General features: G+C 52.1%; 21 protein-coding genes. 13 read left to right on the top strand and 8 right to left on the bottom strand.

Annotation, left to right across the window (positions count from 1 at the left end):
* From ACFMKP_RS21920 to ACFMKP_RS21905, 4 genes are all read right to left on the bottom strand, one after another.
* The coding region (locus ACFMKP_RS21920; protein ID WP_382295107.1) for a tetratricopeptide repeat protein at positions 1–3422 on the bottom strand (3422 nt) is incomplete at its 3' end.
* A gap of 208 nt (positions 3423–3630) precedes the next feature.
* Entirely contained in the window at positions 3631–4023 is a 393-nt protein-coding gene (locus ACFMKP_RS21915) for a response regulator (RefSeq protein ID WP_382295104.1), read from the bottom strand.
* Positions 4024–4034: 11 nt separating this feature from the next.
* Complete coding sequence (locus ACFMKP_RS21910; RefSeq protein ID WP_054534795.1) at positions 4035–4568, bottom strand: HNH endonuclease; 534 nt, start codon at positions 4566–4568, stop codon at positions 4035–4037.
* Between the two features lie 135 nt (positions 4569–4703).
* Positions 4704–5681 carry an aldo/keto reductase gene (locus ACFMKP_RS21905; protein ID WP_382295102.1) on the bottom strand — a complete coding sequence of 326 codons (978 nt, stop codon included), beginning with the start codon at positions 5679–5681 and terminating at the stop codon, positions 4704–4706.
* Between the two features lie 206 nt (positions 5682–5887).
* Here ACFMKP_RS21905 and ACFMKP_RS21900 point away from each other — a divergent pair, with 206 nt between their 5' ends.
* Positions 5888–6538, top strand: coding sequence for a hypothetical protein (locus ACFMKP_RS21900; RefSeq protein ID WP_382295099.1), 651 nt, complete (start codon positions 5888–5890; stop codon positions 6536–6538).
* 140 nt (positions 6539–6678) lie between these two features.
* Positions 6679–7323 carry an SH3 domain-containing protein gene (locus ACFMKP_RS21895; RefSeq protein WP_382295097.1) on the top strand — a complete coding sequence of 215 codons (645 nt, stop codon included), beginning with the start codon at positions 6679–6681 and terminating at the stop codon, positions 7321–7323.
* Positions 7324–7417: 94 nt separating this feature from the next.
* On the opposite strand, the gene mgtE is transcribed toward ACFMKP_RS21895, so the two are convergent.
* Complete coding sequence (gene mgtE / locus ACFMKP_RS21890; RefSeq protein WP_382295094.1) at positions 7418–8776, bottom strand: magnesium transporter; 1359 nt, start codon at positions 8774–8776, stop codon at positions 7418–7420.
* Positions 8777–9302: 526 nt separating this feature from the next.
* Between mgtE and ACFMKP_RS21885 the strand changes: the two genes are divergently transcribed.
* The 7 genes from ACFMKP_RS21885 (at position 9303) to ACFMKP_RS21855 (ending at position 18774) form a co-directional block, all read left to right on the top strand.
* Entirely contained in the window at positions 9303–11456 is a 2154-nt protein-coding gene (locus tag ACFMKP_RS21885; RefSeq protein WP_382295091.1) for a diguanylate cyclase, read from the top strand.
* Positions 11457–11516: 60 nt separating this feature from the next.
* Complete coding sequence (locus ACFMKP_RS21880) at positions 11517–12278, top strand: gamma-glutamyl-gamma-aminobutyrate hydrolase family protein (RefSeq protein WP_382295088.1); 762 nt, start codon at positions 11517–11519, stop codon at positions 12276–12278.
* Entirely contained in the window at positions 12275–13039 is a 765-nt protein-coding gene (murI, locus tag ACFMKP_RS21875) for a glutamate racemase (protein WP_382295085.1), read from the top strand. Before ACFMKP_RS21880 ends, murI begins: the two co-directional genes overlap by 4 nt.
* A 4-nt stretch (positions 13040–13043) precedes the next feature.
* Positions 13044–14411: a VWA domain-containing protein gene (locus ACFMKP_RS21870; RefSeq protein ID WP_382295082.1), complete on the top strand. Its 1368-nt coding sequence runs from the start codon at positions 13044–13046 to the stop codon at positions 14409–14411.
* Positions 14412–14491: 80 nt separating this feature from the next.
* Positions 14492–16138, top strand: coding sequence for a protein phosphatase 2C domain-containing protein (locus tag ACFMKP_RS21865; RefSeq protein WP_382295079.1), 1647 nt, complete (start codon positions 14492–14494; stop codon positions 16136–16138).
* Between the two features lie 15 nt (positions 16139–16153).
* Positions 16154–17401: a VWA domain-containing protein gene (locus tag ACFMKP_RS21860; protein ID WP_382295077.1), complete on the top strand. Its 1248-nt coding sequence runs from the start codon at positions 16154–16156 to the stop codon at positions 17399–17401.
* Positions 17402–17508: 107 nt separating this feature from the next.
* Positions 17509–18774, top strand: coding sequence for a VWA domain-containing protein (locus ACFMKP_RS21855; RefSeq protein WP_204755819.1), 1266 nt, complete (start codon positions 17509–17511; stop codon positions 18772–18774).
* 79 nt (positions 18775–18853) lie between these two features.
* On the opposite strand, the gene ACFMKP_RS21850 is transcribed toward ACFMKP_RS21855, so the two are convergent.
* Positions 18854–19627 carry a tryptophan-rich sensory protein gene (locus ACFMKP_RS21850; protein WP_382295074.1) on the bottom strand — a complete coding sequence of 258 codons (774 nt, stop codon included), beginning with the start codon at positions 19625–19627 and terminating at the stop codon, positions 18854–18856.
* A 121-nt stretch (positions 19628–19748) separates the two neighbouring features.
* Here ACFMKP_RS21850 and ACFMKP_RS21845 point away from each other — a divergent pair, with 121 nt between their 5' ends.
* The 4 genes from ACFMKP_RS21845 (at position 19749) to ACFMKP_RS21830 (ending at position 23506) form a co-directional block, all read left to right on the top strand.
* Positions 19749–19994, top strand: a complete 246-nt coding sequence (locus tag ACFMKP_RS21845; protein ID WP_382295072.1) for a hypothetical protein — start codon at positions 19749–19751, stop codon at positions 19992–19994.
* A gap of 61 nt (positions 19995–20055) precedes the next feature.
* Positions 20056–21819 (top strand): acetyl-CoA carboxylase biotin carboxylase subunit, encoded by a 1764-nt coding sequence (gene accC, locus ACFMKP_RS21840; protein ID WP_382295070.1) that lies wholly within the window; start codon positions 20056–20058, stop codon positions 21817–21819.
* Between the two features lie 238 nt (positions 21820–22057).
* Positions 22058–23002: a malate dehydrogenase gene (mdh, locus tag ACFMKP_RS21835; protein ID WP_204755823.1), complete on the top strand. Its 945-nt coding sequence runs from the start codon at positions 22058–22060 to the stop codon at positions 23000–23002.
* 54 nt (positions 23003–23056) lie between these two features.
* Complete coding sequence (locus ACFMKP_RS21830; RefSeq protein WP_382295067.1) at positions 23057–23506, top strand: tetratricopeptide repeat protein; 450 nt, start codon at positions 23057–23059, stop codon at positions 23504–23506.
* Positions 23507–23940: 434 nt separating this feature from the next.
* Here the strand turns inward: ACFMKP_RS21830 and ACFMKP_RS21825 are convergent, their stop codons facing one another.
* Both ACFMKP_RS21825 and ACFMKP_RS21820 read right to left on the bottom strand, forming a co-directional pair.
* On the bottom strand, positions 23941–25128 hold the full coding sequence (locus tag ACFMKP_RS21825; RefSeq protein WP_382295065.1) for a glycosyltransferase family 4 protein: 1188 nt from the start codon (positions 25126–25128) through the stop codon (positions 23941–23943).
* Positions 25129–25219: 91 nt separating this feature from the next.
* Positions 25220–26239 carry a polyprenyl synthetase family protein gene (locus ACFMKP_RS21820; RefSeq protein WP_382295064.1) on the bottom strand — a complete coding sequence of 340 codons (1020 nt, stop codon included), beginning with the start codon at positions 26237–26239 and terminating at the stop codon, positions 25220–25222.
* Positions 26240–26305 lie beyond the last annotated feature (66 nt).

The raw sequence follows: 26305 nt of genomic DNA, 5'->3' as shown, positions 1-26305 counted from the left end.
GCTTCGTTCGTCGTTGGCGTATCCAGTTCGAAATTGTCGAATGAGAATGGTGCTGGTTCTTCCGTGGCAGGTTCTGCTGTGTCGCCATTGAGCATCGCGATTTCTTCATCGCTCAAGCCTAAATCCGTCAACGAGAACGGAGTCATTTCTGGCTCGGCTTCGTTCGTCGTTGGCGTATCCAGTTCGAAATTGTCGAATGAGAATGGTGCTGGTTCTTCCGTGGCAGGTTCTGCCGTGTCGCCATTCAACATGGCAATTTCTTCGGCACTCAAGCCCAAATCGGTCAACGAGAACGGAGTCATTTCTGGCTCAGCTTCGTTCGTCGTTGGCGTATCCAGTTCGAAATTATCGAATGAGAATGGCGCTGGTTCTTCAGCAGTAGTTTCGCTGCTTTCGCCATTGAGTTCAGCAATTTCTTCAGCGCTCAAGCCCAAATCGGTCAACGAGAACGGAGTCATTTCTGGCTCAGCTTCGTTCGTCGTTGGCGTATCCAATTCGAAATTATCGAATGAGAATGGCGCTGGTGCTTCAGCAGTAGTTTCGCTGCTTTCGCCATTGAGTTCAGCAATTTCTTCAGCGCTCAAGCCCAAATCGGTCAACGAGAACGGAGTCATTTCTGGCTCCAAATCAGTTGATTGTTGGTTGTAGCTCACAGGCTGATCGAAATCGCCAGCAATGAAGTTGGCAAGTGGTTCTTCGGTTTCGTAGCCATCGGCCTCATCACCAGAGAACTCCTCGTCCATATTGATAACTTCATCGCCATCGCGAATTTGGATGCCATTGTCGTGTAAGGCTAACGCGATGCGGTCGATTTCCTCGGTTTGCGATTCTGGATCATCAAATTGATTGATGATATCAGTCAAATCGACATAGCCTTGATGTTGACCAATGCCCAACAAGTTATCAAAAATTGGGTCATCGCTTTGATTTTGGCCAGCTTGCTCGATGGCAGCAATTTCTTCAGCCGACAAGCCAATATCATTCAAGGAGAACGGTTGTGAGCTATCGCTTAGCTCGCGCACTGGCTCCTCGTAGGCTTGTGGCTCTTGATCAAAGCCCAAATCATCGAGTGAGAAAGGCTGCAAACCGCCATCGAAATTGAATTCATCATCGGCAGCTGGCGCTTGATTCATGGCTTCGAATTGCGCAATTTCGTCAGCATCGAGGCCCAAATCGGTCAAGGAGAAGGGAGTCATATTTGGTTCTTCTTCAACCTTGGGCGTAGGCTCGGCGACTGGTGTTGCATTGAACTCGCCTGAGTAGAGCGCTTGCTCATCAGCATCAAGCCCCAAATCGTCGAGCGAGAATGGGGTGATATTTGGCTCATCGAAGCTAAATGCTTGCTCATCGCTAGCGGCGGGAGCATCGAAGCCAAATTCATTCAACGCGAACGGGGTTAAGCCTGATTCGTCGTTGGTTGGATCGGTTGGCAAGGCACTATCGTCGCTGGCTTGCAACTGCGCAATCTCATCGTCGCTCAGCCCAAGCTCGGCCAACGAGAATGGTTTGATTTCCAATTCTTCATCGGCTTGGGTTTGTGGTTGGTCGAGGTTGCCCATTGCGTTGTAATCGGCAATTTCGCCTGCATCTAAGCCCAAATCGGTTAATGAGAATGGCGTGATTGCAGGCTCAGTATCCGCCGTGTGCAAATCAGTATCATCATAATTGCGCAAATCGACGTTATCATTCGAGAAGAAGTTCATCGCTTCATCGTCTGAATCGCTTGGATCATAGACTGGCTCGACCAATGGTGGCAAAGTTTGAGTTTGCTTCTTGATCACCATGCGATTGAAGATGCCAGCGTCATCTGCTTCGTCTTGGTTGAACTCTGGCTCAGGTTGTGCGCCAAAGATTGAGCGTGAGCGCGAGCGTGGTTGTTGCCAGCTAAAGCCAGTTGATTCTTCCTCGCTATCGGGATAGCGCGGTAAATCGCGGCTAAACGGCATGCTTGGCTCTGATGGCGTGTCGATTTCGTCGAAACTCAGTTCATCGAGTGAGAAAGGCTTGAGCGTATTCGGCAACACAACATCATCATCTTGGGCTTTGGTGCTGGTTTCAGGTTGCACATCGTCGAAGTTTTCCAAGGAGAATGGCTGCAATTGTTCTGGCAGCTTGCCAGTATCCGAGCCAATGCCTGGAATATCATCGATGTCGCTTTCGTCCCAATCGCCAAAACTGAATGGCGTGAGATCGCTTGGCAACTCAAAATCATCAGGATCAGCAGTGTTTGCCACGACTGGTTCTGGTTCAGGCATAACTGGCGTAAGCACTGGTTCGATGGCAGGCGTTGAGGCTTTGTTGCTGAATGAGTCGGTTTCATCGACCTCATCAAGCGAGAAGGGTTGAATATCCAATCCTAAATCGTCGAGATTGAAATCGACATCGTAGGCTGGTTCGGCGCTGGTGGTTTGGGCAGGCGGGCTAGCAGGCGCGGCCCCAAAATCGCCAAACAACAAACTGCGCAAGAAATCGTCATCGCCATGGGCAGCAACCCCAACCGCAACTGGTGCGGCTTCGACTTCGGTCAGCCATGAGGCAGCAGGCGCTTTGCTTGCTTGTTCGGCGGCCAAGCGCTCGCGTTCAGCACGTTCAGCTTGCTCGACTGCTTCGCGGGCAAGTCGTTCTTTATCAGCCTTTTTGGCCTTCCAAGCAGCTTCGTCAAAGGCTTCAATTTTGGTATCGGGGGCTTCGACTGGGGGGAGCATTCCATCGAACAAGGCATAGGCTACGCCTTGGCTAGGGTCGAGTTGCTGGGCATGTTGCCACAACGTACGGCCCTTGGGATCGCCGGCGGACAACAGGTGATAGCCCAAAATCAGATTGGCTTTGAGCATATCGGGGTATTCGCGCAGAATATCGCTGGCAACTTCGGCGGCCTCGGCCTCTTGGCCATTGCGCCAGAGTGCTTCGGCAAGCGCAACCGCAATATCAACCCGTTTGGGATCATCGGCCAGAACATCATTAAATTCTTGAATCGCCTTATCGAAGCGTCGTCCGCGCACGTACATGCGCCCAAGGCCTGCTTTTTTCAGCAGAATGCGAGCGTTTTCGCTGCCCCATGCTTCAGTATACAAACGCAAGACTTGCGAACGCAACTCGGGCAAATCGGGCTTAATTTCAAAAGCTTGCTCAAATTCGCGGATAGCCGCTGCGAGATTGCCTTGGCGCTCGTAGGTTACCCCCAAGCCAACATGGACAGGGATATTTTCGGGGTCAGAACGTAAGACCCGTTCAAAAGCTTCGACGGCTTTGGCTAAATCTTGGCGGTTGAGATACGATTCGCCGAGGATACGGTACGCTTCAAGATAATAGGGAAACGATTCAAGCAGATGCTCACTCGCACCTATGGCACGCTCCTCCTTCCCTGTTTCGAGAGCAGACCGTGCTTCATCGTAGAGTGCTTGGATCGTGGTGAGAGCCATGCCGCTCCTCCCTGCGCTGTGCATCCAGCGCATCTGATAATCCGTGTCGATCACTGAATGACGATCGTGGATTTGGGCGAATTGCTAAAGAATAATGGCGTAAAATGCGAAAGTATTATAGCGTACCCACCGATGCTATGCAAGCAGAAACAGCATTACAGTGCGCTAATTCGCATTTTTAGGCCAAATTAACTACGGCTTTTTGTCGTTAGACCACCACTTGCCAAAGTGGCGCGACCCGACTCATCGCATGGCGCAATTCATCAAGCGTAAATGGTTTGGGTAAAATCACGGTTAATGGGTCAGCATTTAGCTGGGCTTCTTGATGCACAATACTATTAATTGCGGCAGTGCAGACGATCACTGGCAAGCTTTTGGTGGTGGGCTGAGTTCGTAACTCACGCCACACATTCAACCCATCCATCCCCGACATCATCACATCAAGAATCAGGAGTTCTGGCGGATTTTGGATCAATTTTGGCAACGCTTCGAGGCTCGAAGCCCAGTGGTGAATTTCGCGAATCCCAAGGTATTGCAACATCACATCAATTAACTGTTGAAATTCACTCGAATCATCGACCACTGCAATGCGCTGTAACATACCAAAACTCCTTATTGATCGTCCTCCACTGTTTGAAAGGACGCAGGCAGAAATTTACGCCATTCTTCAAGACCGAGCCCATGCATTCGGCGTTCGATTAAATAGTATGGGCTTGCAAACGGGCGAAAGGGTGGCCGAATTAAGCGCATTCGTGCCTCCTCAGGAGTACGCCCACCCTTGCGATGATTGCACGTGCGGCAGGCGCTTACCAGATTTTCCCAGCTATGTGCGCCGCCGCGGTGGCGAGGCAACACATGGTCAAGCGTGAGATCAGCACTGATCCGGTTGCAGTATTGGCAGGTGTAGTGATCGCGACGGAAAATTTCACGGCGAGAAAGCTTGACGTTTGGCAAGGGACGACGAATCATATGGCCCAATCGGATGACCGACGGACAAGCAATCGTGTCGTTGGTCGTGTGCAACACGGCGTGGTTGTGTTCCAACACTTCGGCTTTACCACCCAACACAAGCATCAAGGCACGGCGTGCAGAGCAGATATTGAGTGGCTCGTAATTATGGTTGAGGACGAGTACGGGAGAGTTCATCGCGATCAGACTCCTTCGAAATGGAAGATGCGATGTAGTTGCCCGTGGTATTGTATCATTGCCCCTACGCCTTGGCAACGGTTCGCAGCAAAAACCAAGCTTACGATGCAGCCACGTCGGCCATCCGAATGCTACTTAGACGTTCTCCCAAGCACTTAGGTTGTCTAAAGTTGCCCGATCTTCGGCACTTAGTTCAAATTCGGCAGCGCCCAAGGTATCTTGCAGTTGTGCGCTACTGGTTACCCCAATAATTGCCGAGGTAATTGCTGGTACGCCAGTGACCCAAGCAACTGCCAGTTGGGGAATGGTTTTCTGATGTTTTTCGGCTAACACTTCCAGCTGATCGATCAATTTCCACAATGGCTCGCCCAAGCGTTTGTCGTCACGACCACGTTCAGCAACCCGCGTGCCCTCAGGAATTGGCTGCCCCCGCCGAAACTTACCAGTCAACAAGCCGCCCGCCAACGGGCTATAGACAATCACGCCAACGCCGTATTTCAAACACACTGGTTGCAGTTCGCGTTCAAATTCTTCGCGATTGAGCAAATGATAATGCGGTTGCAACGAATCGTAGCGTGCAAGATTCAGTTTATCGCTCGTCCACAGGGCTTCCATCAATTGCCATGCGCGATAATTCGAGCAGCCAATGTAGCGCACTTTGCCAGCTCGCACCAAATCGTCAAGCGCGCGCAAGGTTTCTTCGATTGGTACTTCGCCATCGGGAAAGTGGGTTTGATAGAGGTCGATGTAATCGGTTTGCAAGCGCCGCAAGCTGGCATCGACCGCCGCAATAATATGCTTGCGCGAAAGCCCTTGATCGTTTGGTTGGTCGCCCATTTGGCCACGCACTTTGGTTGCCAACACAACTTTATCACGCCGACTTTGATCTTCGGCCAACCAGCGCCCGATAATTTCCTCGGTTTTGCCTGCATACGAGCGCGGGTCCCAACGCGAATAGACATCAGCAGTATCGAAGAAGTTAATGCCTGCATCAAGTGCTTGGCTCATAATGGCAAACGATTCTGGCTCTTCGACACTCCAGCCAAAGGTCATCGTGCCCAAACACAATTCAGAAACTTTGAGTCCAGTTCGGCCTAGTTTGCGATACCGCATTCTGCTTCCTCCAAACAAACTATTGATCCACGAAGAACACGAAGTTTGAAACCACGAAGATCGCGAAGATCGCGAAGATTGCAAAGGTTGCTTTTAGCCTCGCGCTTTGAGCCTTCATTCTTCGCTATTCAGTGTACTATCATTAAACAAACCATGAATGTTATATTTTGGCTTGTAACCACTGCTTAATTGATAAGGAGTAGCTGATGAGATGGAAACGCTTGGTTGGTAGCCTTAGTCTACTGGTTTTTCTTGTGGCCTGTAACACAACGCTGGATCACGACGAACGCGATGCGATTGCGCCCAGAGTGTTGAATCTAGAGATTGATGATTGTAGTATTTCCCCAAGCCGAGAATATGCGCTAATTGTACAGATGAATCGCCCTGCCGCTGAGCAGTATCAAATATATTCCCTAATCACGAAACAACCAATCGTTCTTCCTGAGGCCGATAAGCATGCCTATGGAGATCCAATGGATTGGATGCTTGGTGCAAGCAATGATGTTTTGATTGTCATGCCGCATTGGCTGATTGATCTATCGACGGCAACTGTGACAGATACTCGAAAGACTGATCCACATAAGACGAGTCCATGGTGGACAACGGGACCACGGTTTATTAAGCGCAACCGATCACCCGATGGACGCTACCGGATCGTCCAAGGGCAGGTATCCTTGGTTCCACTGCCGGGTGGGCCGCTGATCACCGACACCATCGTCTCCGTTGAGAATCCGGTTGCCAGCTTATGTGGCAATGCGTGGGAACCAGATAGCCGTGGGCTGTATTTCATCGATTCTGGCTATCAGGCTCGAGCAATATTGCCAGGGCCGCTACGTTTTTTGGAGATCAACCCTTAATCAGTCAGCATGCTGAGCAAATTTAGAGTGCGGATAATTCGGAGCTTGCAGGATTCTTCTTGCCCAAACACCAAACTTCATTGATAATAGGCACTAGGAAAGCGACCTAGAGTAGTTGCAGCGATGAAAGGATGACGGCGATGAGCCAAAACCGCTTTCGTCCCTATGACCGTCCAGATGACGAAACCAGCCCAACCGCCCCTACCCGTCGGATTGACCCAGCCGAGTTGCGCAAAGATGATCAGTCGTGGCAAGGCATGGTTAACAATGATTGGCGCTCAGAGCGCCGCCGCGCCACCACCAGCCGCACTAGCCCAATCGACACATTCAATACCCAAGGTGTCGCCTCGTGGCTTAGCAAAGGTGGCTATCGCTATGTCGTAATCGCCACGGTTGTGGTGATTGTGCTTATCATCTTCATCTTATATTCGAATCGGCCTGGCAAAACTGAAGATCCCAATAACAACCAAGGCCTGAATCTGCCTAACCAACCAACTTCGGGGATTATCGTTGGGCCATCACCCACCCCAGAGGGCTTGATTCCCACCGATAACGGGACGATTCCCAGCGAAGGCCCAGTTTTTGCGGTCACTGGCACTGGCAGCGATGGCTTGTTCTTACGCGATCAGCCTGGTGGCAATATTGTCAAAACTATGCCTGAGGGAACTCAATTAACCAAGCTCTCCGAGCAAAATATTGAGGGGACGTTGTGGTTCCAAGTACGCGAGGTTCAGACTCAAGTTGAGGGTTGGTGTTCGGCGCAATTCTTAGTGCCAACCCAATAAGGCCCTAAAAACACGAACGGCACGAGGCAATTGATCTTGCAACTCGTGCCGTTCTACTGGTCTGGCGGGTCGTTATCAGTAGGCATAGACGCTCCTAGATTAAATAGCGAATTAAGATTGTAGCTAAGCCAAGCAAACAGCTATAGCCAGTTACATCGGTCACGGTGGTCACAATCACACCCGAGGCCAAGGCTGGGTCAACCCGAAATAGCTTGAGGGTGAGCGGCACAACTGTGCCAGCAATTGCCGCCGATACCAAATTCAGCAACATCGCACAGCCTGCAACCACGCCCAACATTGGATTGCCCTGCCACAACCAACCAAGTAGGCCAATTGCGCTGCCAAATGCTACCCCGTTAATTGCCCCAATCCCAACCTCGCGGCCTAAGGCGCGAAATCCTTGGCCCGTCGCTACTTCGCCCAACGCAATCGAACGCACAATCAAGGTCAAGGTTTGAATGCCTGCATTGCCGCCCATGCCAGCGATAATTGGCATAAATGGCACCAGCGCCGTCACTTTTTCGACCGTGCCATCGAAGTTACTCACCACCCAAGCCGCCAAAATGGCTGTTGGCAAATTGACAAACAACCAAAATAAGCGCCGCCGCGATGAGCGAAACAACGAATCTTCAACATCTTCGTCTTGCGGCAGGTTGGCCAAACGATACATATCTTCGGTGGCTTCTTCTTCAATTACGTCAATAATATCGTCGGCGGTAACTGCACCCACAATCCGCCGTTGCGCATCAACCACGGGCAAGGCCAACAAGTCGTAACGAGCCAGCAAGCGCGCACATTCTTCTTGGTCGGTTTCAACACTGGCGGTAATCACGTTACGATCCATAATATCGCTGAGCTGGGTTTGGGCAGGAGCCATCACCAACGAGCGCAAACTGACCACGCCAACCAAGGCATCGTTGGCATCGACCACATACAGATAGTAGACCGACTCATCTTCTGGCTGCAAACCACGCAGCAATTCGATTGCCTGTTGGGTGCTCAAGCGATCGCGCAAGGTCACAACATGCGGAGTCATCAAGCCGCCAGCGCTCTCCTCGTCGTGCTGCATCAATTGGCGAACATCGTCGGAATCTTCTGGGTCCATCGCGGCTAGGGTGGCAGCAATTTGGGCTGGCTCTAGCTCAACCAACACATCAGCTGCATCATCTGGCTCCATTTGCTCAAGCAAATCGGAAAGCTGATCGCTGGTGAGGGTTTCAGCAAGCTCCACTTGCGAATCGGTATCAAGCTCGATTAAGACATCTGCGCCATGCTCAAGGTTGAGGCGGGCAAACACTTCGTACAGCTCATCGGATTCGAGTTCATCGAGGATCGCTGCTGCATCGGCAGCGTGTAGGTTGGCAACCAGTTGACTTGCTTGGTCGATTGCGCCAGCATCGAGCGCAGCCCGCACGTCTTCTAAGGTTGGCCGAATATCGAGGATTTTGGTCATCGGACACCTCCATGTGGCAAACACACAACGAGCGGGAATTCCCGCTCACTGGTCTAGCCAATCAGAGGTAATTCCGCTTGCTCTGTGTTATCTTCGGTTGTAGAACCATCAGTACTCATACGTCGGGCAGTATACCACGATTTATTTGGCTGCTAGAGCGGGCATCTGTCAGCACCTAAACTCACCACATGGGTTATGACTTTGGTACTGTCTTAACCACGCGAATGTACTACGTGACATAGTGTACAATAGGCCATAGTAATTAAAAGCTTTAATCAATAGTGCTACTACACTTGGTCAAAAGCCAATCGTTGCCGATTTTTGGGCCGTAACCAGTGGTATGAAGCCTGCTTTAGCCAAGTGAAGCTGCCAAGTTAAGCAGCTTAGGCACTTGCATGGTAGGCTACAATACAGCCATGAGAAGAGCTGCGATCGCCGATGGACATTCATAGACAAGCAGAAAATCAAGCTGTTATAATAGGCCACAACGGTGTTTACTAATCGCACAAAACGACCTGGACGCGACATGACCAAGCGACGACCCGTGCTACGGCTTTCTTCGCGGCAACGAACTCACTTTCAAGCCAATCCTTTGCGAATTCGACGCATGATTACCGAGCTGCATGCGCTCCACGAGATTCGCCATGCGATTAATCAAGCCTTGGAATTGGATACGGTGCTTGAGGAGATTTATAGTCAAACATCGCGATTAATGGATACCCGCCAGTTTTATTTGGCGTTATACTCGCCTGAGTTGCAATTGATTGAGTTTGCCTTGGCGGTCGAAAACGGCCAACGGGTTTCGTGGCCTTCACGACCCTATGCCGATGGCCTTACCGAATGGATTTTGCAGCATCGGCGGCCTCTCCGCATTAACGACCATGATCACAATGCTACGGTTGCGCCGATTATTGTTGGCCAGCCTGTGCAATCATTTTTAGGGGTTCCAATTGTGCTTGGCGAGCAGGTCCTTGGGGTCATTAGCGTTCAATCGGTCGAACGAGTTGAGGCCTATTCTTCCCACGACGAACAAATTTTGAGCATGATCGCTGATCAAGCAGCGGTGGCAATTGCCCACGCCAAACGCTTTGCAGCGGTTGATCAACAGCTCCAAGCCCGCGTGGCCCAACTCGAAACCCTCGAAGCAACCATCCGCGATTTAAACGAAACTCTCGATGTCGATACAATTCTCAATCGCTTGCTCGACCGGATTCAGCCAATTATGCACGCTGATGCTGGCATGGTGTGTTTGCTTGATCCTGAGCAGCAGCGCTTGTATATTCGGGCGATTCAGGGCTATCCTGCGGAAATTCGGCGCTTTCAATTCGAAGGCTGGCCAATTGATCGCGGGATTGCTGGCTTAGTTGCGCGCACTGGCCAGCCCGATTGGACTGCTGATATTCGTAATTCTGGCTATTATGTTAATTCACGGCCAACCACATTAAGCCAAATGACAGTACCAATTGTGCATAGTGGCAAAGTTTTAGGCGTGATGATTCTAGAAAGTGATCGGGTTGGTACATTTAATCAGGATACAACCCGTTTTGTCAGCCAAATTGCTGATCATGCGGCGCTTTCGATTCATAATGCGCATATTCATCAACAAGCGGTTGAGCAACAAGCTTTGTTGGCCCAACGATCACAACAACTCAATGAAGTGTTACGCATTAGCCAAGCATTAAGTGCAAACCTCAATTTAAATGATTTGCTGCCCGAAATTGTGCGGGCGATTCAAGCTAGCTTAGGTTTTAATATTGCCTTGCTCAGTTTAGTCGATCAAGAGCGGCCAAGCTTTATGCGGCGACGAGCGGTGGCTGGTGTGCCCGATGAGCGCTGGTTTGAATTACGTGATCAATTAGTGCCAATTGATTGGTATCGCAGCGTGATGCGCGAGGAATTTCGCATTAGTCGCTCATATTATATTCCCCACAGCCATACCAGCTATACAGCAATTTGGGGCAACAGCGATGATACCTATCGCGCCGATCTGGGCGAGCGGCGACCGCATGAATGGCATCAAGATGATGCGTTGTTTGTGCCGTTGTACGATTCAGATAATAATTTAATTAGTATTCTCTCAGTTGACGATCCGCGCGATCGGCGCAAGCCTTCGTTTGAATCGGTGCAAGTGCTTGAAATTTTTGCAACTCAAGCAGCAATCGCAATTGAAAATGCCCATCTGTATACAATTACGCAGCAATTGGCGATAACTGATGGCTTGACTGGTTTATTTAATCAACGCCATTTTATCACCATGCTTGATCGCGAAGTTGCCTTAGCCTATCGTTATGAGTATCCTTTATCATTATTGGCTTTGGATATTGATTATTTCAAGCAATATAACGATAATTATGGCCATTTGGTTGGCAATGTATTGTTACGTGATTTCGCGCGCTTGGTTTGCGATAATGTGCGCGATGTTGATATTGTTTCGCGCAATGGCGGCGAAGAATTTACCATCATCCTGCCGAAAACTGACCAAGAAGGCGCAGTGTTGTTGGCCGAACGCCTGCGCATCTGCACTGCCGAGCATCTTTTTGGCCAAGGCCACATTACGGTCAGCATTGGCGTAGCCACTCTCAACAACAATTGGGATGCGCACACGTTGCACGACCAGGCCGACCAAGCCTTGTATCGGGCCAAAAATTCTGGGCGTAATCTGGTTATCAGCGTCCCATAATCGTCAGCTTTTTTGCGGTCGTGCTAGAATGGCAAGAGCAACACAATCAAGGAGTGTCCTATGCCATCACGCTTGCCGATTATTGGGATACCGTGCGCAACCTATGCCCGTCCTCATCCCTACCCTCTCGCTCATGGCAACAACCAAACCTATATTCGTGCAGTTGAGGCCGCTGGTGGTGTGCCACTTTTAATTCCGTTGGTGGAGCACGAAGCGGCGTTATTTGCGGCGTTTCAGGCTGTCGATGGGTTATTATTCGCTGGCGGCGTTGATCTCGACCCTGCTTATTATAGCGAGGAGCCACACCCCGCTCTTGGCACGGTCAACCGCGAGCAAGATCGGGTTGAGATGCAGCTGTTGGCATGGGCTAAGCAATATCACAAGCCAGTCTTTGCGATTTGTCGTGGCTTTCAGTTGTTGAATGTGGCCTATGGTGGCACGCTCTACCAAGATTTACCCTCGCAGTACGAGCCCAAGCTCAACCACGACGAGTCGTTTGCGCGCCAACAACGCGATTTGCCAGCCCATGAACTGCGCCTCAGCAACGATTCAAAATTGGCTGAATTGCTTGGCACAACGCCGTTTGCGGTCAACACCATGCACCACCAAGGAGTCAAAGATTTAGGTGCTGAGCTGCAAGCAGTTGGTTGGTCGGATGATGGCCTGATTGAAGCAGTCGAAGATCCGCAACGGCCTTGGGTTGTCGGCGTGCAATGCCACCCAGAAGAACTGGTGCTCGGCGAAGATTTGCGCTGGCAAGCGATTTTTTCGGCCTTTGTTGAGGCTGCCCGCGCCAACCGCAACGAGGCGATTCAGGCATGAAACAGCGACCAATTGGCATGTTCGATTCAGGGGTTGGCGGTTTATCGACCTTGCGCGATGTGCGCGCGCTCTTGCCAAATGAACATATTATCTATTACGCTGATACAGGCAATTGCCCGTATGGCGGGCGTTCGCACGCCGAAATTGTGGCCTTGGCCGAGCGCGTTACGCACGTTTTGCTCGAACGCGAGGTTAAAATTATTGTCGTGGCATGCAACACTGCAACTCTACATGCCGTTGATTACTTACGCGAACATTTCAGCATTCGCTTTGTCGGGATGGAGCCAGGCATCAAACCAGCAATTGCCCAAACCAAAACTGGTGTAGTTGGCGTGATGGCCACCCAAGCCACGGTCGCAGGTGAACGATTTCAGCGCTTGATTGCCCGTTATGCAGGCGATGTTCAGGTTGTGCCGCAAGCATGCCCTGGCTTAGTTGAATTAATTGAAGCTGGCGAATTGCAAAGTGCCACAACGCGCGATGCTGTGGCGCGTTATGTTGAGCCATTGCTCAAGGCAGGCGCTGATACGATTGTGTTGGGCTGCACCCATTATCCATTTTTGCGACCCTTGATTGCCGAGGTTGCTGGGCCAAACATTGCCTTGCTTGATACTGGGGCAGCAGTGGCGCGCCAAACCCAACGCCTGCTGGCCGCCGATGATCTGCTTAATTCCCAAAGCGAAGCAGGCAGCATCGAATGGCTAACCAGTGGCGATCCAGTAGATTTTGCCAAGCTTCGGCAATGTTTAGAAATCGAGTAAGCCTATGACGAGCTTAGATCTCAGGCTCACCCTTTCACGCAGTAGCGTACCCGCCAACAACGGCGAGCAAGTGTTGTATGTGTTGGCCGAAGTGCTTGGCCAAGGCAAGGCCAATCAACGCATTCCGGTGCATTGTGTCTTGTTGGTCGATTGTTCGCCTTCGATGCGCGTGCCAATTGCCGATAGCACGCTGTTTCGCGAATTAATGCGCCGTGGCGCTGCCCACGAAGTGATGCTTGATGGCGTGCCAGTTTGGAAAATTCGCGACGATTTGATGGATGAAGTGCGGCGACGAGCGCAAAGCCCTAGCCGTTGGCTTGGTCAGGCAGTGCGCGGAGCCGCCGAACGGCTGAATTCCCATGATCAGCTTACGATTATTGGCTTTGCTGAAAAAGCCCATGCAGTGCTCAAAGCCAAATCGCCAAGCGATGTGGTACGGCTTGAAGGCGCGGTTGCCATCCTTGAACGCGGCGACCTTGGGCGCAGCACGCGGCTGGCTCCAGGCTTGCGCAATACGATTGAGCTACTCGATAGCATGCCAAACACTGGCCTCTCGCAACGGATTGTGCTGCTGACCGATGGCTTTGTTGAAGATGATGAGCAAGCGTTGGCCTATGCTCGCCATCTAGCCGCCCGTTCAATACCCGTCTCGACAATTGGCTTGGGAGTCGAGTTTCAAGAGCAATTGCTGATGAGTTTTGCGGATCAGAGCGGCGGTCAATCGAGCTTTATCACTGACCCCAGCGACTTGCCCAATTTGCTTGACCTCGAATTTGGCCGAGCGCATGCGATTATTGCCCAAAAGGCGCGGCTTGATTTACGCTTGGCCCACGATGTGCAAATCAGAAGGATTTTGCGCATTCGGCCAGCCTTGGGCGACGTGCCAATTCCTGAGTTCGAGGCTGGTTCTGGGAGTTTAAGCTTAGGCTCAATCGAACAACGCGCCAAAGCAGCCTGGCTGCTTGAACTGCGGATTCCCGACCATGTGCCAAATATCTATCGCTTGCTGCGACTTTCGTTGCAGGCCGACGATCCGCAAGGCCAAGGCTTAGAGCCAATCAATCGCGATGTTGTGATCGAATATCATCCACGGGCTGACCAAGCGCTCAACCCAGAGATTGTGGCAATTTTGGAGCGGGTGACGGCATGGCGCTTGCAAAACAAAGCCCTTGAGCAAGCAGCCCAAGGTGATCAGGCGGGAGCGACCCGCCAATTGCAAGCGGCAGTGACCCGTTTGGTCGATTTGGGCGAGCATGAATTGGCCGAACAAGCAGCAGCAGCCCAACAAACACTCCAAGAAACTGGCCAAATTGACCCTGAGCAAACCAAAACCTTGCGCTATGCAACCAGAAGATTGACAGAAGAACGATAATCAGAAACATTCGGATAAGCTTATTCGTCCAAGAACAAGGAATTTTTTGTTGTTCTAGACCTATTCAGAGGAGTTGACCTGTGTCTGAGCCGACTGAACCGATGACTGGTGGAACCCAACCCCTCAATCATGCCAACCTTTCAGAGGAGAACGAACCGTTTGCAATTGGCACGATTTTGAAGGATGTGTATCGGGTAACCGCCTTGTTGACCGATACGCCAACCCTGCGCGTGTATCGGGTTGCGCTGCTGGAACCATGGGATCATTGCGCTCGCTGTGGGGCCGCCCTACAAGCGAACGATCAGTTTTGCGAGGAGTGCGGGTCGCAGGTCGAAGAACAAACTGCTCTGTTGCAAGAAACTCCCGCCGCCCAGCCAATAGGCGCAGCCTTGCTCGATGATTTACCAGATGATCCTGCGCGCTCGGTGTTGCCAACTGTGCGCGAGGTCTTTGTAGGCGAAGATTCACGCTTTGCGGTGCTGCCCGATGGCACCAGCCTTGTGCGCTTCGATACCTTGCTCAGCGAGCCAAATACCTTTGTTGATCAAACCGATGCCATTGAGATTGGAATTCAGGTTTCGCGGGCTTTGGCCTATTTGCACCGCAATGGCTTGGCGCTCGGCCAAGTAACCTTGGCCGATTTGGCCTTGACCAACAAGCGCGAAATTAAGCTGGCTGATGCTGGCGCGATTCGCCGCTCGCAAGGCAAAGAAGATCAGCTTGATGATGTTGAGCAATTAGGCTTAGTGCTCGAAAAAATGGCTGGCATTCAACGCCATACCCGTCGCCTCGACGATGCCAACAACCCTTCGCCGCTTGATAGTGGTTTTGCCACCATTTTGAGCGATCTGCGCGCCAAACGCATCAACGATGCCAGCATTTTGGCCCAAGCTCTCGAAACCTTATTAGCCGAACAAGCCACGCCAATCAGCTTGCGGGTGCGCACTGGCTATGCCACCGATGTTGGCATGATTCGCGACCACAACGAAGATAGCGTGCTGACCTGGGATTTGCGCCTGAACTGGGATGCCAAACCAGTCAATGTTGGCTTGTATGTGGTGGCTGATGGTATGGGCGGCCACGAAGGTGGCGAGGTTGCCAGCGGTCTGGCCATCACAACCACGGCCCAAACGCTTGTCTCGACCTTGCTTGACCCGCAAATGCACAATGGCCCAGTTTCAAGCAAACATTTGGCCGATTTGGTCAAACAAGCAGCGTTTCAAGCCAATCAAGCGGTTTATGAAGAAAGCGTGCGCCGCAAAAACGACATGGGCACAACCCTGACGATGGCCGTTGTGGTCGGCGATCGGGCGATTGTGGGCAATGTTGGTGATAGCCGCACCTATCTCTATCGCGATGGCAAATTGCAGCGCATCAGCAAAGATCATTCGCTCGTGCAACGCTTGATCGATATTGGCCAGCTTGATCCTGATGATATTTACAATCACCCGCAACGCAACGCAATTCTCAAATCGCTTGGCGATAGCGGCGACCCTGGCACCGACACCTTTGAGGTCCAATTGCAGCCAAACGATGCGCTATTTCTCTGCTCCGACGGGATGTGGGAGATGGTGCGCGACCCCAAAATGGCCGAGCTATTCGCTGAACACGCCAACCCCGCCGACCTTTGCGATGCCTTGATTGCAGCGGGCAATGCTGGCGGCGGCGAAGATAACATTAGCGTGGTGGTGGTGCGTTTTGATAGCATTCCAAGCGTAGAACACTAAGTTGAGGACCAAATAATGACTGAACCTGTAGCACTTTCAGCAGTTTGGAGCCGCGAACCATTGCCAAGCGGCACAAGCCAAGTTAATTATGTTTTGATTCAGGCCAAGCCCGACCATGTGCCGACTGTCCAAGCGGCTCCGCCACTCAATTTCTGTTTGGTGCTCGATCGCTCTGGCTCGATGGCTGGCGATAAAATTCAACATTTGCGCGAAGCTGTGCGCGAAATCGTGGCTAATTTGCGGCCAATCGATGCAGTCAGCATTGTGCTGTTCGATGATACGCTCGAAGTGTTGGTGCCAGCCCGTTTGGCAGATGACATTCCAGCCTTGCAAAACGCCATCGAATCGATTGGCGAGCAAGGCGGCACTGCCATGTCGTTGGGCTTGCAAGCTGGCCTCACCGAGTTGCAAAAATTCCAAGCCGCCGATCGGGTTGGGCGGGTGTTGCTCTTGACCGACGGCCAAACTTGGGGCGATGAAGATACCTGCCGCGCGATTGCCAAGCAAATTGGCGACCTCGGCGTTTCAATCACGGCGCTCGGCTTGGGCACCGAGTGGAACGAAGCTTTGCTCGACGATTTGGCCGCCGCATCCAACGGCGAATCGGATTATATTGCCGACCCCAGCCAAATTAGCAAATATTTCCAACAAACCTTGCAAAGCGCCCAAACCACCACCGTGGTCAATGCGCGTTTGTTGCTGCGCTTGTTGCCCGGGGTTACGCCACGAGCGGTCTATCGCGTGCAGCCAAGCATCTCAAACCTTGGTTATAAGCCAATTGGCGAGCGCGAAGTTACCGTTAGCATTGGCGAAATTGCTGGCGACGGCGCAAGTGTTTTGGTCGATTTGATGCTGCCAGAGCGTGAAGCAGGCACATTTCGCATCGCCCAAGCAGAATTGCAATACGACGCGCCAGTATTGGGCATCAAAGAAGCGAAGCTCAAAATCGACATTCCATTGAGCTTCAGTGTCGATCCCAAGGCCAGCGTGGTTAATCCGCCAATTATGAACACGGTCGAAAAAGTAACCGCCTTCAAATTGCAAACGCGGGCACTTTCCGAGGCCGAGGCGGGCAATATTGGCAGCGCAACCCAAAAACTGCGGGCTGCTGCAACGCGCTTGCTCGATTTGGGCGAAACCGAGTTGGCCCAAACGATGGAGCAAAGTGCCCAACAGCTTGAGGCCGGTGGCCAAATTGATGCTGCCGATCAAAAAGCCCTGCGCTACGCCACCCGCAAACTGACCCAAAAACTCGAAGACTAAAGCAGAACAAAGAGCCTAGAGCATAGAGCATATTAAACGTAGGATCGCAAACACTCACTATCTATGTTCTATGCTCTTTGTTCTATCTTCTCTATAAGGAGATCACCATGGCTGGTGAAGTTCAATTGACTGGTACGTTGGCTCGTCCGGCGTTGCCAGCGCTCCCAACCCAGCAGGTTGTCTATTTGCTGCTGGATATTACGGCAACGCCAGCGGTTGCCCACGTTCAAATGCCGGTCAATGTGGGCTTCGTGCTCGACCATAGTGGCTCGATGAAGGGCGATAAAATGCGCTGTGTGCGCGAAGCCACCCAACGCGCCTTGGGCCTGATGGGTCCACAAGATATTGTTTCGGTCGTGATTTTCGATCATCGGCGCGAAACCATTATTAGTGCTCAGCCAGTTCATAACGTGGCCGCGCTTCAAGCAGAAGTTGGCAAAATCAAGGATGCAGGCGGCACGAAAATCGCGCCTGCGCTTGAAGCAGCCTTAAACGAAGTACGCCGTAGCCAAAATGCCAACACGATTAGCCGCATTATTTTGCTGACCGACGGCCAAACCGAGGGCGAACGCGATTGTTTGCGCTTGGCCGAGGAAATTGGCAAGGCCAACGTGCCCCTAACCGCGCTTGGCGTTGGCGACGATTGGAACGAAGATCTGTTGATCGAAATGGCCAATCGTTCGGGCGGGGTCGCCGAGTATTTCAGCAATCCCAATGATATTGCGTCGTTCTTCCAAGGTGCGGTACAGCAAGCCCAATCGGCAGTGGTGCAAAACGCCGCTTTGACCTTGCGCTTCGTGCAGGGCGTTGAGCCACGGGCGCTCTGGCAAGTCACCCCATTAATCCAGCAATTAGCCTATCGTCCAATTAGCGATCGGGCGGTTGGCGTGAGCCTTGGCGACGTTTCCAAAGACGAACATCGCATGGTGCTGATCGAAATGTTGGTTGATCCCAAGCAGGCTGGTCAATATCGGCTGGGCCAAATTGAGGTCAACTACGACATTCCCCAAATGCAAATTGTGGGCGAAAAAGCCCGCTACGATGTGATGTTGAATTTTGTGGCCGACCCAACCCAAGCAACTGCCGTCGTGCCGCAAGTGATGAACATTGTCGAAAAAGTCAGCGCCCACAAGTTGCAAACCCGCGCCTTAGAAGATTTGGCCGAGGGCAACATTGGCGCGGCCACCCAAAAGCTGCAAGGTGCGGTCACCCGCTTGCTCAACCAAGGCGAAACCGACCTTGCCCAAACCATGCAACAAGAGATCGAAAACTTGCAACAAAATGGTCAAATGACCTCAGCAGGCCAAAAAACAATCAAATTTGGCACCCGCAAAACCGTGCGGCTCAGCGATTTGGATCTCCCAAAAAGCTAAAACCGCTAAGATCGCGAAGAGCACGAAGGATCTTCATGCAAAGATTTCTTCGTGCTCTTCGTGTTCTTCGTGGTTTCAATTACGCCAGTGCTTTACGGCCTTGGGTTGGCAATTTACGAATCACCGCCAGCACAATCAACACCCCAATTGCCACAGCCGCGACGATTGCTGCACCCATTACCACTGGAAACGCCGCTTGTTTGACCGCAATCCCGATAAAAGCCCACAACAACACTGCATCATAGGCAACATCGCGTTGGCGCAAGGTGATGAAGGCTGCCAAACAGACCCCAATCGCCAGCAAAATCACCGTCCAAACCGAATCGCTGAGTGGGCCGCCGCGCCAGCCTGCATCATAGAGCGCAATTGTGGCGTTGGCGATGGTTGCGACCGTGGCCCAACCCAAATAGATTGAAAACGGCGTGTGAATCAACCAGCGATCAGCAGTGCTGGCATTGGCGCGCAGGCTGCTCAAACGGCGATAAATCGTAATCAACGACACCAGCAAGCCAACGATTAATACGATCGTGAGCGGGAATTGCAAATAGTGCCAGGCGAAAAGCCAACTACAATTAAACGCACACGAAGCCACAAACCACCAGCCAATTTTGGCCACAGCAGGATTATTGGCCTGCTTGGGCAAGGCTTGGTAAATTGCAAACGCGCTGAGGCCCAAATAAATCAAGCCCCAAATGCTGAATACATAGCCAGCAGGCACAAAGCGCACCGGAAAACCATCGGAGATTGAGCCAGTATCAAGGCCATTGAACGGCAGGATATTGGCCAAAGCGTTGACAATGATTGTGGAGATAATCGCCGCAACATTGGCAAAGCGCAAAACTTTGCTGTTCATCAGAGACTCCTTATTTCACTATTTTTTACTTACTCTGCTTACTTCAACGCAAAGCCTGTGCCATTGGATGTATATTGGCAGCGTCCGCCGAGTACAGTATAATAGCCCTATGAAGATGATTGTGACAAGCGCAACAATGCCTAGCGATGAAGAACTAACGGCACTCAGTGTGGCCGTCGTGAGCGTTTTGGCCGCTGCTGAAGCCGAGCCTGCGCTTGCGGTCGCGGCTAATACGTGGCATGCCTCAGCCAAACTTTCACGCCAAGGCCTACGTCCAGCCCGCACTGGTATCCAACCACGCTGGGCCACCATCGAACGCCTGCGCCGCCGCGCAGCTGGCGGTTTTTACGGCATTACGGGGCTCTAATTTCGCATACGGCAATGATTAACGTAAGACTTGCCATAGCACAATGGAGTTGCAACGGCATATGAGTTTCGATACAGTGCTGATCGCCAATCGTGGCGAGATTGCCCTGCGCGTGATGCGGGCATGCAAGGAATTAGGTTTACGCACCGTCGCCGTCTATTCAGAAGCGGATCGCGATGCGCTTCACGTCCGCTATGCAGACGATGCATTTTTGATCGGCCCCCCGCCAGCAGTTCAAAGTTATTTGCAAACCGAAACCATCCTCGATGTAGCGCGGAGCAGTGGCGCTGGCGCGGTTCACCCGGGCTACGGCTTTCTCTCGGAAAATACCGATTTTGTGCGCAACTGCGATGCAGCGGGAATTGTCTTTATTGGGCCAACCGCCGATGCCATGGATTTGATGGGCGGCAAGATTCACGCTCGTCAAGTGGCTTTGCGTGCCCATGTGCCGCTGGTGCCAGGCACAACCAAAGCGGTCGAGAGTGTTGCCGAAGCGCTGAGCCTTGGCGAAGAATATGGCTACCCAATTGCGATCAAGGCTAGTGCTGGCGGCGGCGGACGCGGCTTGAAAGTCGCCTACAGCGCCGAAGAAGTTGAATTTGCCTTTGAAAGCGCGCGCCGTGAGGCCGAAGCAGCCTTCAAAAATGGCGAATTATTCGTTGAAAAATATGTGCTTGATCCCCGCCACATTGAAATTCAAGTGCTAGCTGACCAATATGGCAATGTGGTCTATCTCGGCGAGCGCGATTGCTCGGTGCAACGTCGCCACCAAAAATTGATTGAAGAAACGCCTTCGCCAGCGGTTTCGCCCGAATTGCGCAGCGCCATGGGCGAATGTGCCTTGCGTTTGTGCCGCGAAACCAAGTATGTTGGCGCTGGTACATTGGAATTTTTGCTTGCTCCAGATGGCCAATTTTATTTCCTCGAAATGAACACGCGGATTCAAGTTGAGCATACTGTGACCGAAATGGTGACGGGCATCGATTTGGTCCAAGCCCAAATTCGCATCGCTCAAGGCGAAAAGCTCTGGTTCAGCCAAGATGAAATTCAGTTGCGCGGCCATTCAATCCAATGTCGAATCAACGCCGAAGATGCAGCAGCTGGTTTTCGGCCTGCGCTGGGCACAATTAGCGCCTACAGCGAGCCAAAAGGCTATGGTGTGCGGGTTGATGCTGGGGTTGAGCAAGGCACAGTCATTCCACCATATTATGATTCGATGTTAGCCAAATTGGTGACGTGGGGAGCAACCCGCAGCGAAGCATTGCAACGAATGCGGCGTGCGCTGAACGATTACACCATCGAAGGCATTACCACGGTGATTCCATTTCATAAATTGGCTTTGGCCGAGCCAGCCTTTGAGCATGGTGATGTGACGGTGAGCTTTATTCCACGCTATTTGGAAGAAAAACTCAAGCAATTGCCAAGCGCAACGCCAAGCGCTGCCGAGCCTGCTAGCGAGCACCCAAGCCGCGAATTGGCGGTCGAGGTCAACGGACGGCGCTTTACGGTGCGAGTTGCTGGCGAAGGCTTGAACGCGCCTGTTGCCAACACCAAGGCCGCCGCGCCAACGCGACGGAGCGCCAACAAAAAACGCGAAGTTGCGACGGATCCGAATGCAGTGATTTGCCCAATTCAAGGTACAATTGTGGCGATTAAAACCAGCGTCGGTGCAACCGTCGAGGCTGGCCAAGTGGTGTTTGTCGTCGAAGCAATGAAGATGGAGAACGAAATCGCAACGCCACGAGCTGGAACAATTGCTACACTGAATGGCGAGGTCGGTAAGAGCATCGAAGCAGGCAGCGTTCTCGCAACGCTTGAAGCATAAATACCCATAACCGCGAAGAGCGCGAAGAACACGAATAGGGATCAGGGGTCGGGGGTTAGGGATCAGGATCTTTAATCCAAATGATCAATCTAAAAATCTGTGCCAAATAAACCTTCTTGCTCTTCGTGTCCTTCGTGGTTAAATAAAAAATCGGTTAAGGAGCAAGCGTGAGAGATGGGTCGTAGACGCATCTCCGACACTTGAATCGTAACCACAGCTTGATATTTTGGAGGCATGTGTGGCTAATCGTAAGAAAGTAACCATCATCGGCGCTGGGTTCGTTGGCTCAACCTGTGCACACTGGTTGGCAAGCAAGGAACTCGCCGATGTTGTTTTAGTCGATATTGTTGAGGGCATTCCTCAAGGCAAGGGCTTGGATTTACTTCAATCAGGGCCAGTCGAAGGCTTTGATGTCAGCGTGATTGGCACCAACAGCTATGAAGAAACCACCGATTCAGATGTGGTGATTTTGACCTCAGGTGCGCCCCGCAAACCTGGCATGACCCGCGAAGATTTGCTCAAAATCAACGCCGAAATTACCAAATCAAACATCGAAAAAGTGGCCAAAACCTCGCCCAACGCTTGCATCATTGTGGTTAATAACCCAATGGATACGATGACCTACCTCGCCCGGGTTGCCTCAGGCTTCCCCAAAGAACGGGTGATGGGTCAAGGCGGCGTGTTGGATGCAGCTCGCTATCGCACCTTCTTGGCGCAAGAATTGAATGTTTCAGTTGAAGACATTCAAGCCATGTTGATGGGCGGCCACGGCGATGAAATGGTTCCATTGCCACGCTATACCACGGTTTCGGGCATTCCAGTAACCGAATTTATCAGCGCCGAACGCTTGAACGAAATTGTCGAACGCACCAAAAAAGGCGGCGGCGAAATCGTTTCATTGCTCAAAACTGGCTCAGCCTACTATGCTCCAGCAGCTGCAACCGTCCAAATGGTTGAAGCCATCTTGAAGGATAAGAAGCGCGTTTTGCCAGCAGCAGCCTACCTCGAAGGCGAATATGGCATCAACGATCTTTACTTCGGCGTGCCTGTTGTCTTGGGCGCTGGTGGCGTAGAAAAGATTCTCGAATTGCCATTGAGCGACGACGAAAAGGCTTTGATGGCCAAATCAGCAGAGTTGGTTCGCAGCTCAGTCGATACCTTGCGCACCTTGATCGAATTCTAATTGATCGTTTGCTTACAAGCAGCGCTGTGGCTAAAAACCACAGCGCTTTTTTAAATGATGAAGCTCGAAACTGCCCAATCTGCCCGCTTGCGTGGCGATTATGCCAGCGCAATCAAAATTTTGAATCAATTACTCGCTGCCGATCAGGATGATTTGGCGGCGCTGGTTGAACGTGGGCGAGTCTATGCCGAATTAAACGATCACGAACAAGCCAAAGCCCATTTTGAGCAAGTATCGTTTGCCGACCCAAGCGGTGAGCTTGGCGATGCAGCCCGCGCTGAATTATTGCGCTTGCTGGCTCCGCCCAAAGTGTTGTTTCCCCCACGCCGTAGCCAGCCAGTCGAAGCCAAAACCCCACCCAACCCATGGGCCTTGCGCCTCGTGCTCGTTTTAGTCTTGATCAGTTTGCTTTGCTCGATTGCAGGCATCGGCCTCACTCGCAAGAATGTGCAGCAACGCTTCATTCAGCCTACACCCAGCCAAATGATGAAGGATGAAGTATGAAGTATGAGGCAAAAGTCAAAGGGCAAAAGGCAAAAGTCAAAACGCTATATTACTGATTCATTGGATTGAAAACCAAGGACATGCCCTCACCCCCAGCCCCCTCTCCCACTGGACGCGGGCGAGGGGGAGCCGACCCTTGTTTCCCAAAAATTGTCCAAGAACCATGGAATGAAAAGCCCCTCTCCCACTGAAACGCGGGCGAGGGGGAGCAGCCGTTTTTACGGACCAATTGCGCAAGAACCACGAAGTTAAAGCCCCTCTCCCAGCGGCTGGGAGAGGGGTTGGGGTGAGGGGATCAGGCCGTTTTCGCCACGAATTGCACGAATGGTTAATTTTCATCCCTCATCCCTCATCCTTGATCCTTTCCGTTGGCCACCGATTTATTTGATGATGTTCCTGCCAGCCCCTGACCCCCGACCCCTAGCCCCTGATCCCTACTCCTGGTTAATTGGTTGGTTTGCAAGCAACTGTTGATAGAGCGTCTGATGCAATTGGGCAATCGTTTCCCAGCGGAATGAACTGGCAATCCGTTTGCCCGCTTGGCTCAGGTGTTGGCGCAATTCAGGGTTGGCGGCAAGTTGCTCGACCGCCAAAGCCAGGTTAATCGCATCCTCCGGCTCGACCAAGAGCACATCGCGTTCGTGGCGCAACGACGGATCGATCGGCACATGCGGCGGCGTGGTAATTGTCGGCACACCATGGGCCAACATCGCCAACAAACTGCCGCGCCGATACGATGCGCCATCGCTAAATGGCAATGCAGCGCAATCCAAGGCCTGCAAGGTGCGCGAAACCTCGCTCGCACTCAGATAGCCCGTCCAATGGATGCGTTGGTCAAGTTCGAGGCGGCTGATGGTGGCGCGCAATTGCTCGGCGTAGGCTTCATCTTCGGGCGAGCCTGTGCCACCGCCGATAATCACCAAGCGAGTTGTGGCGGGCAAATATTGCAATGATTCAACGATCGTATGCACGCCCTTGGTGCTGTTGAGCAAGCCAAAATAGCCTAAAAGCACGCTTTCGGCGTTTGCACCCAATTGTTGGCGCAGCTGCTCGCGGTCGGACAAGGGCGCAACTTCGATATTCGCGCCAATCGGAATCAAGTGAGCGGGCGGCTCCAATGGCTGGGTCAAGGTATAAATATCGGGATTACTACTGGGCGCATCGCCAGCCAGCCGCGATTCATCCTCTGCATTGGTAACGACCACTGCTTGCGCATTTTCAATCAACAAACGGGTGACGTAGCGGCGCAATGGGGCAACTTTGGGCGCTAAATAGGGCATGCGCAAATCGTGCAAGGTAACGACGGTTGGCTGCGAGAGGGCAGCGGGCAGCAAATTAACCGCTGGTTTCATGGCATATGCGCCAGTTTGATATTGAATATGCACAATATCGGCCTCGAACTGCTTGGCAGCATTGCGCACATCTTGATGGAGCTTGCGACCCCAACCGCGCACTCGCCGCCAAACCAGCCAAGGTTCGGTTTGTTCTGGGCCTTCGCCAGCAGTTAATACGCAAACTTGGCAGCCGCTTGCAGTCAAGGCTTCGGCCAATTTGGCAGTGTAATCGCCTACGCCCCCAGGTTGGGGCAGATATTCGGCTGTGAGCAACAAAATTCGCATCATAATGATCGGTGGCTAGCAGCAAGGCCGTAGCCCAACCCTTACTCCTTGGTTAGCAGATTACTGGGCTAGACCAGCCTTGCCGTTAGCCCAACTATTTCACTCGTCCCAATAATTGCTTGGTTAGGCCATGCAACTCGGCAATTGGCTCAGCCTCACCTTGCAAATCGGCCAAAGCCGCCAAGGCTTGCTCGTGATAGAACTTGGCCACGCCAGCAGTATAGCCTTGCGAGCCAGTGCGTTCTAAAATCGCCAACACAGTTGGAATATCACTGGCTTCAAGCTCGCTTTTTTGATAAATTGCCGCCAGCGTTTTGCCATCGTCTGCGTCAGCGTGAGCCAAAGCATGGATAATTGGCAAGCTCTTTTTGCGGCCCCAAATATCGTGGGCATCGGGCTTGCCAGTAACTGCTTCTGCGCCCCAAATGCCTAGCATATCGTCTTCGATTTGGAAGGCCAAACCAAGCGCTTCGCCCCAATTATACAAGGCCGTAGCTTGTTCGCGGTTGGCATTGCCTAAAATTGCCCCCAAGCCAGCAGCAGCAGCAATTAATGCAGCAGTTTTGCGGCTGATCATCGCCAAATAATCGGCTTCGCTAATGTCGAGGCGCTGCTCAAACGACATATCGAGATATTGGCCTTCGCACAAACGAATGATCGTTTGGTTGAAGCGGCGGGCAATTTCAACGACAACTGAGGGTTCAACGCCAACGTCGGATAAACGAAACAGCGAAAGCTGAGCGAGGGTAAACATGCCATCGCCAACATTAATCGCCTGCGGCACATCCCACAATTTCCAAACCGTTTCGCGGCCACGACGGGTTGGGCTATGATCCTCAATATCGTCGTGGATTAACGAAAAATCATGTAAGAGTTGAATCGCGGCAGCCAATGGCTCTGCTTGTTCGGGGTTGCCACCAACTGCGGCGCAAGCCAGCAAGCAAAAGCGTGGGCGCAGCAACTTGCCACGATCAGCGTGGGTCGGCTCAAGCTGTGCATCGCGCCAGCCCAGATGATATTCCTGCATCTCATAAAACAAGCTGACCCGAGCATCGGCAGTTGGGAAGGCTTGCTGCATCGCTTGGCGAATCGATTCATCAGAAATTTGTTTCATAGTAACCTCGTACTACGTAATGTCTTTGTAATCTTCAGCTCTAGCACCAATTCTTGCAAGGGCGTA

Origin of the sequence: Herpetosiphon sp. NSE202, from assembly GCF_042688385.1 — a bacterium.
Lineage (GTDB): Bacteria > Chloroflexota > Chloroflexia > Chloroflexales > Herpetosiphonaceae > Herpetosiphon.
The sequence above is the reverse complement of the archived record's forward strand: the minus strand, read 5'-3'. Positions and strand labels throughout refer to the sequence as shown.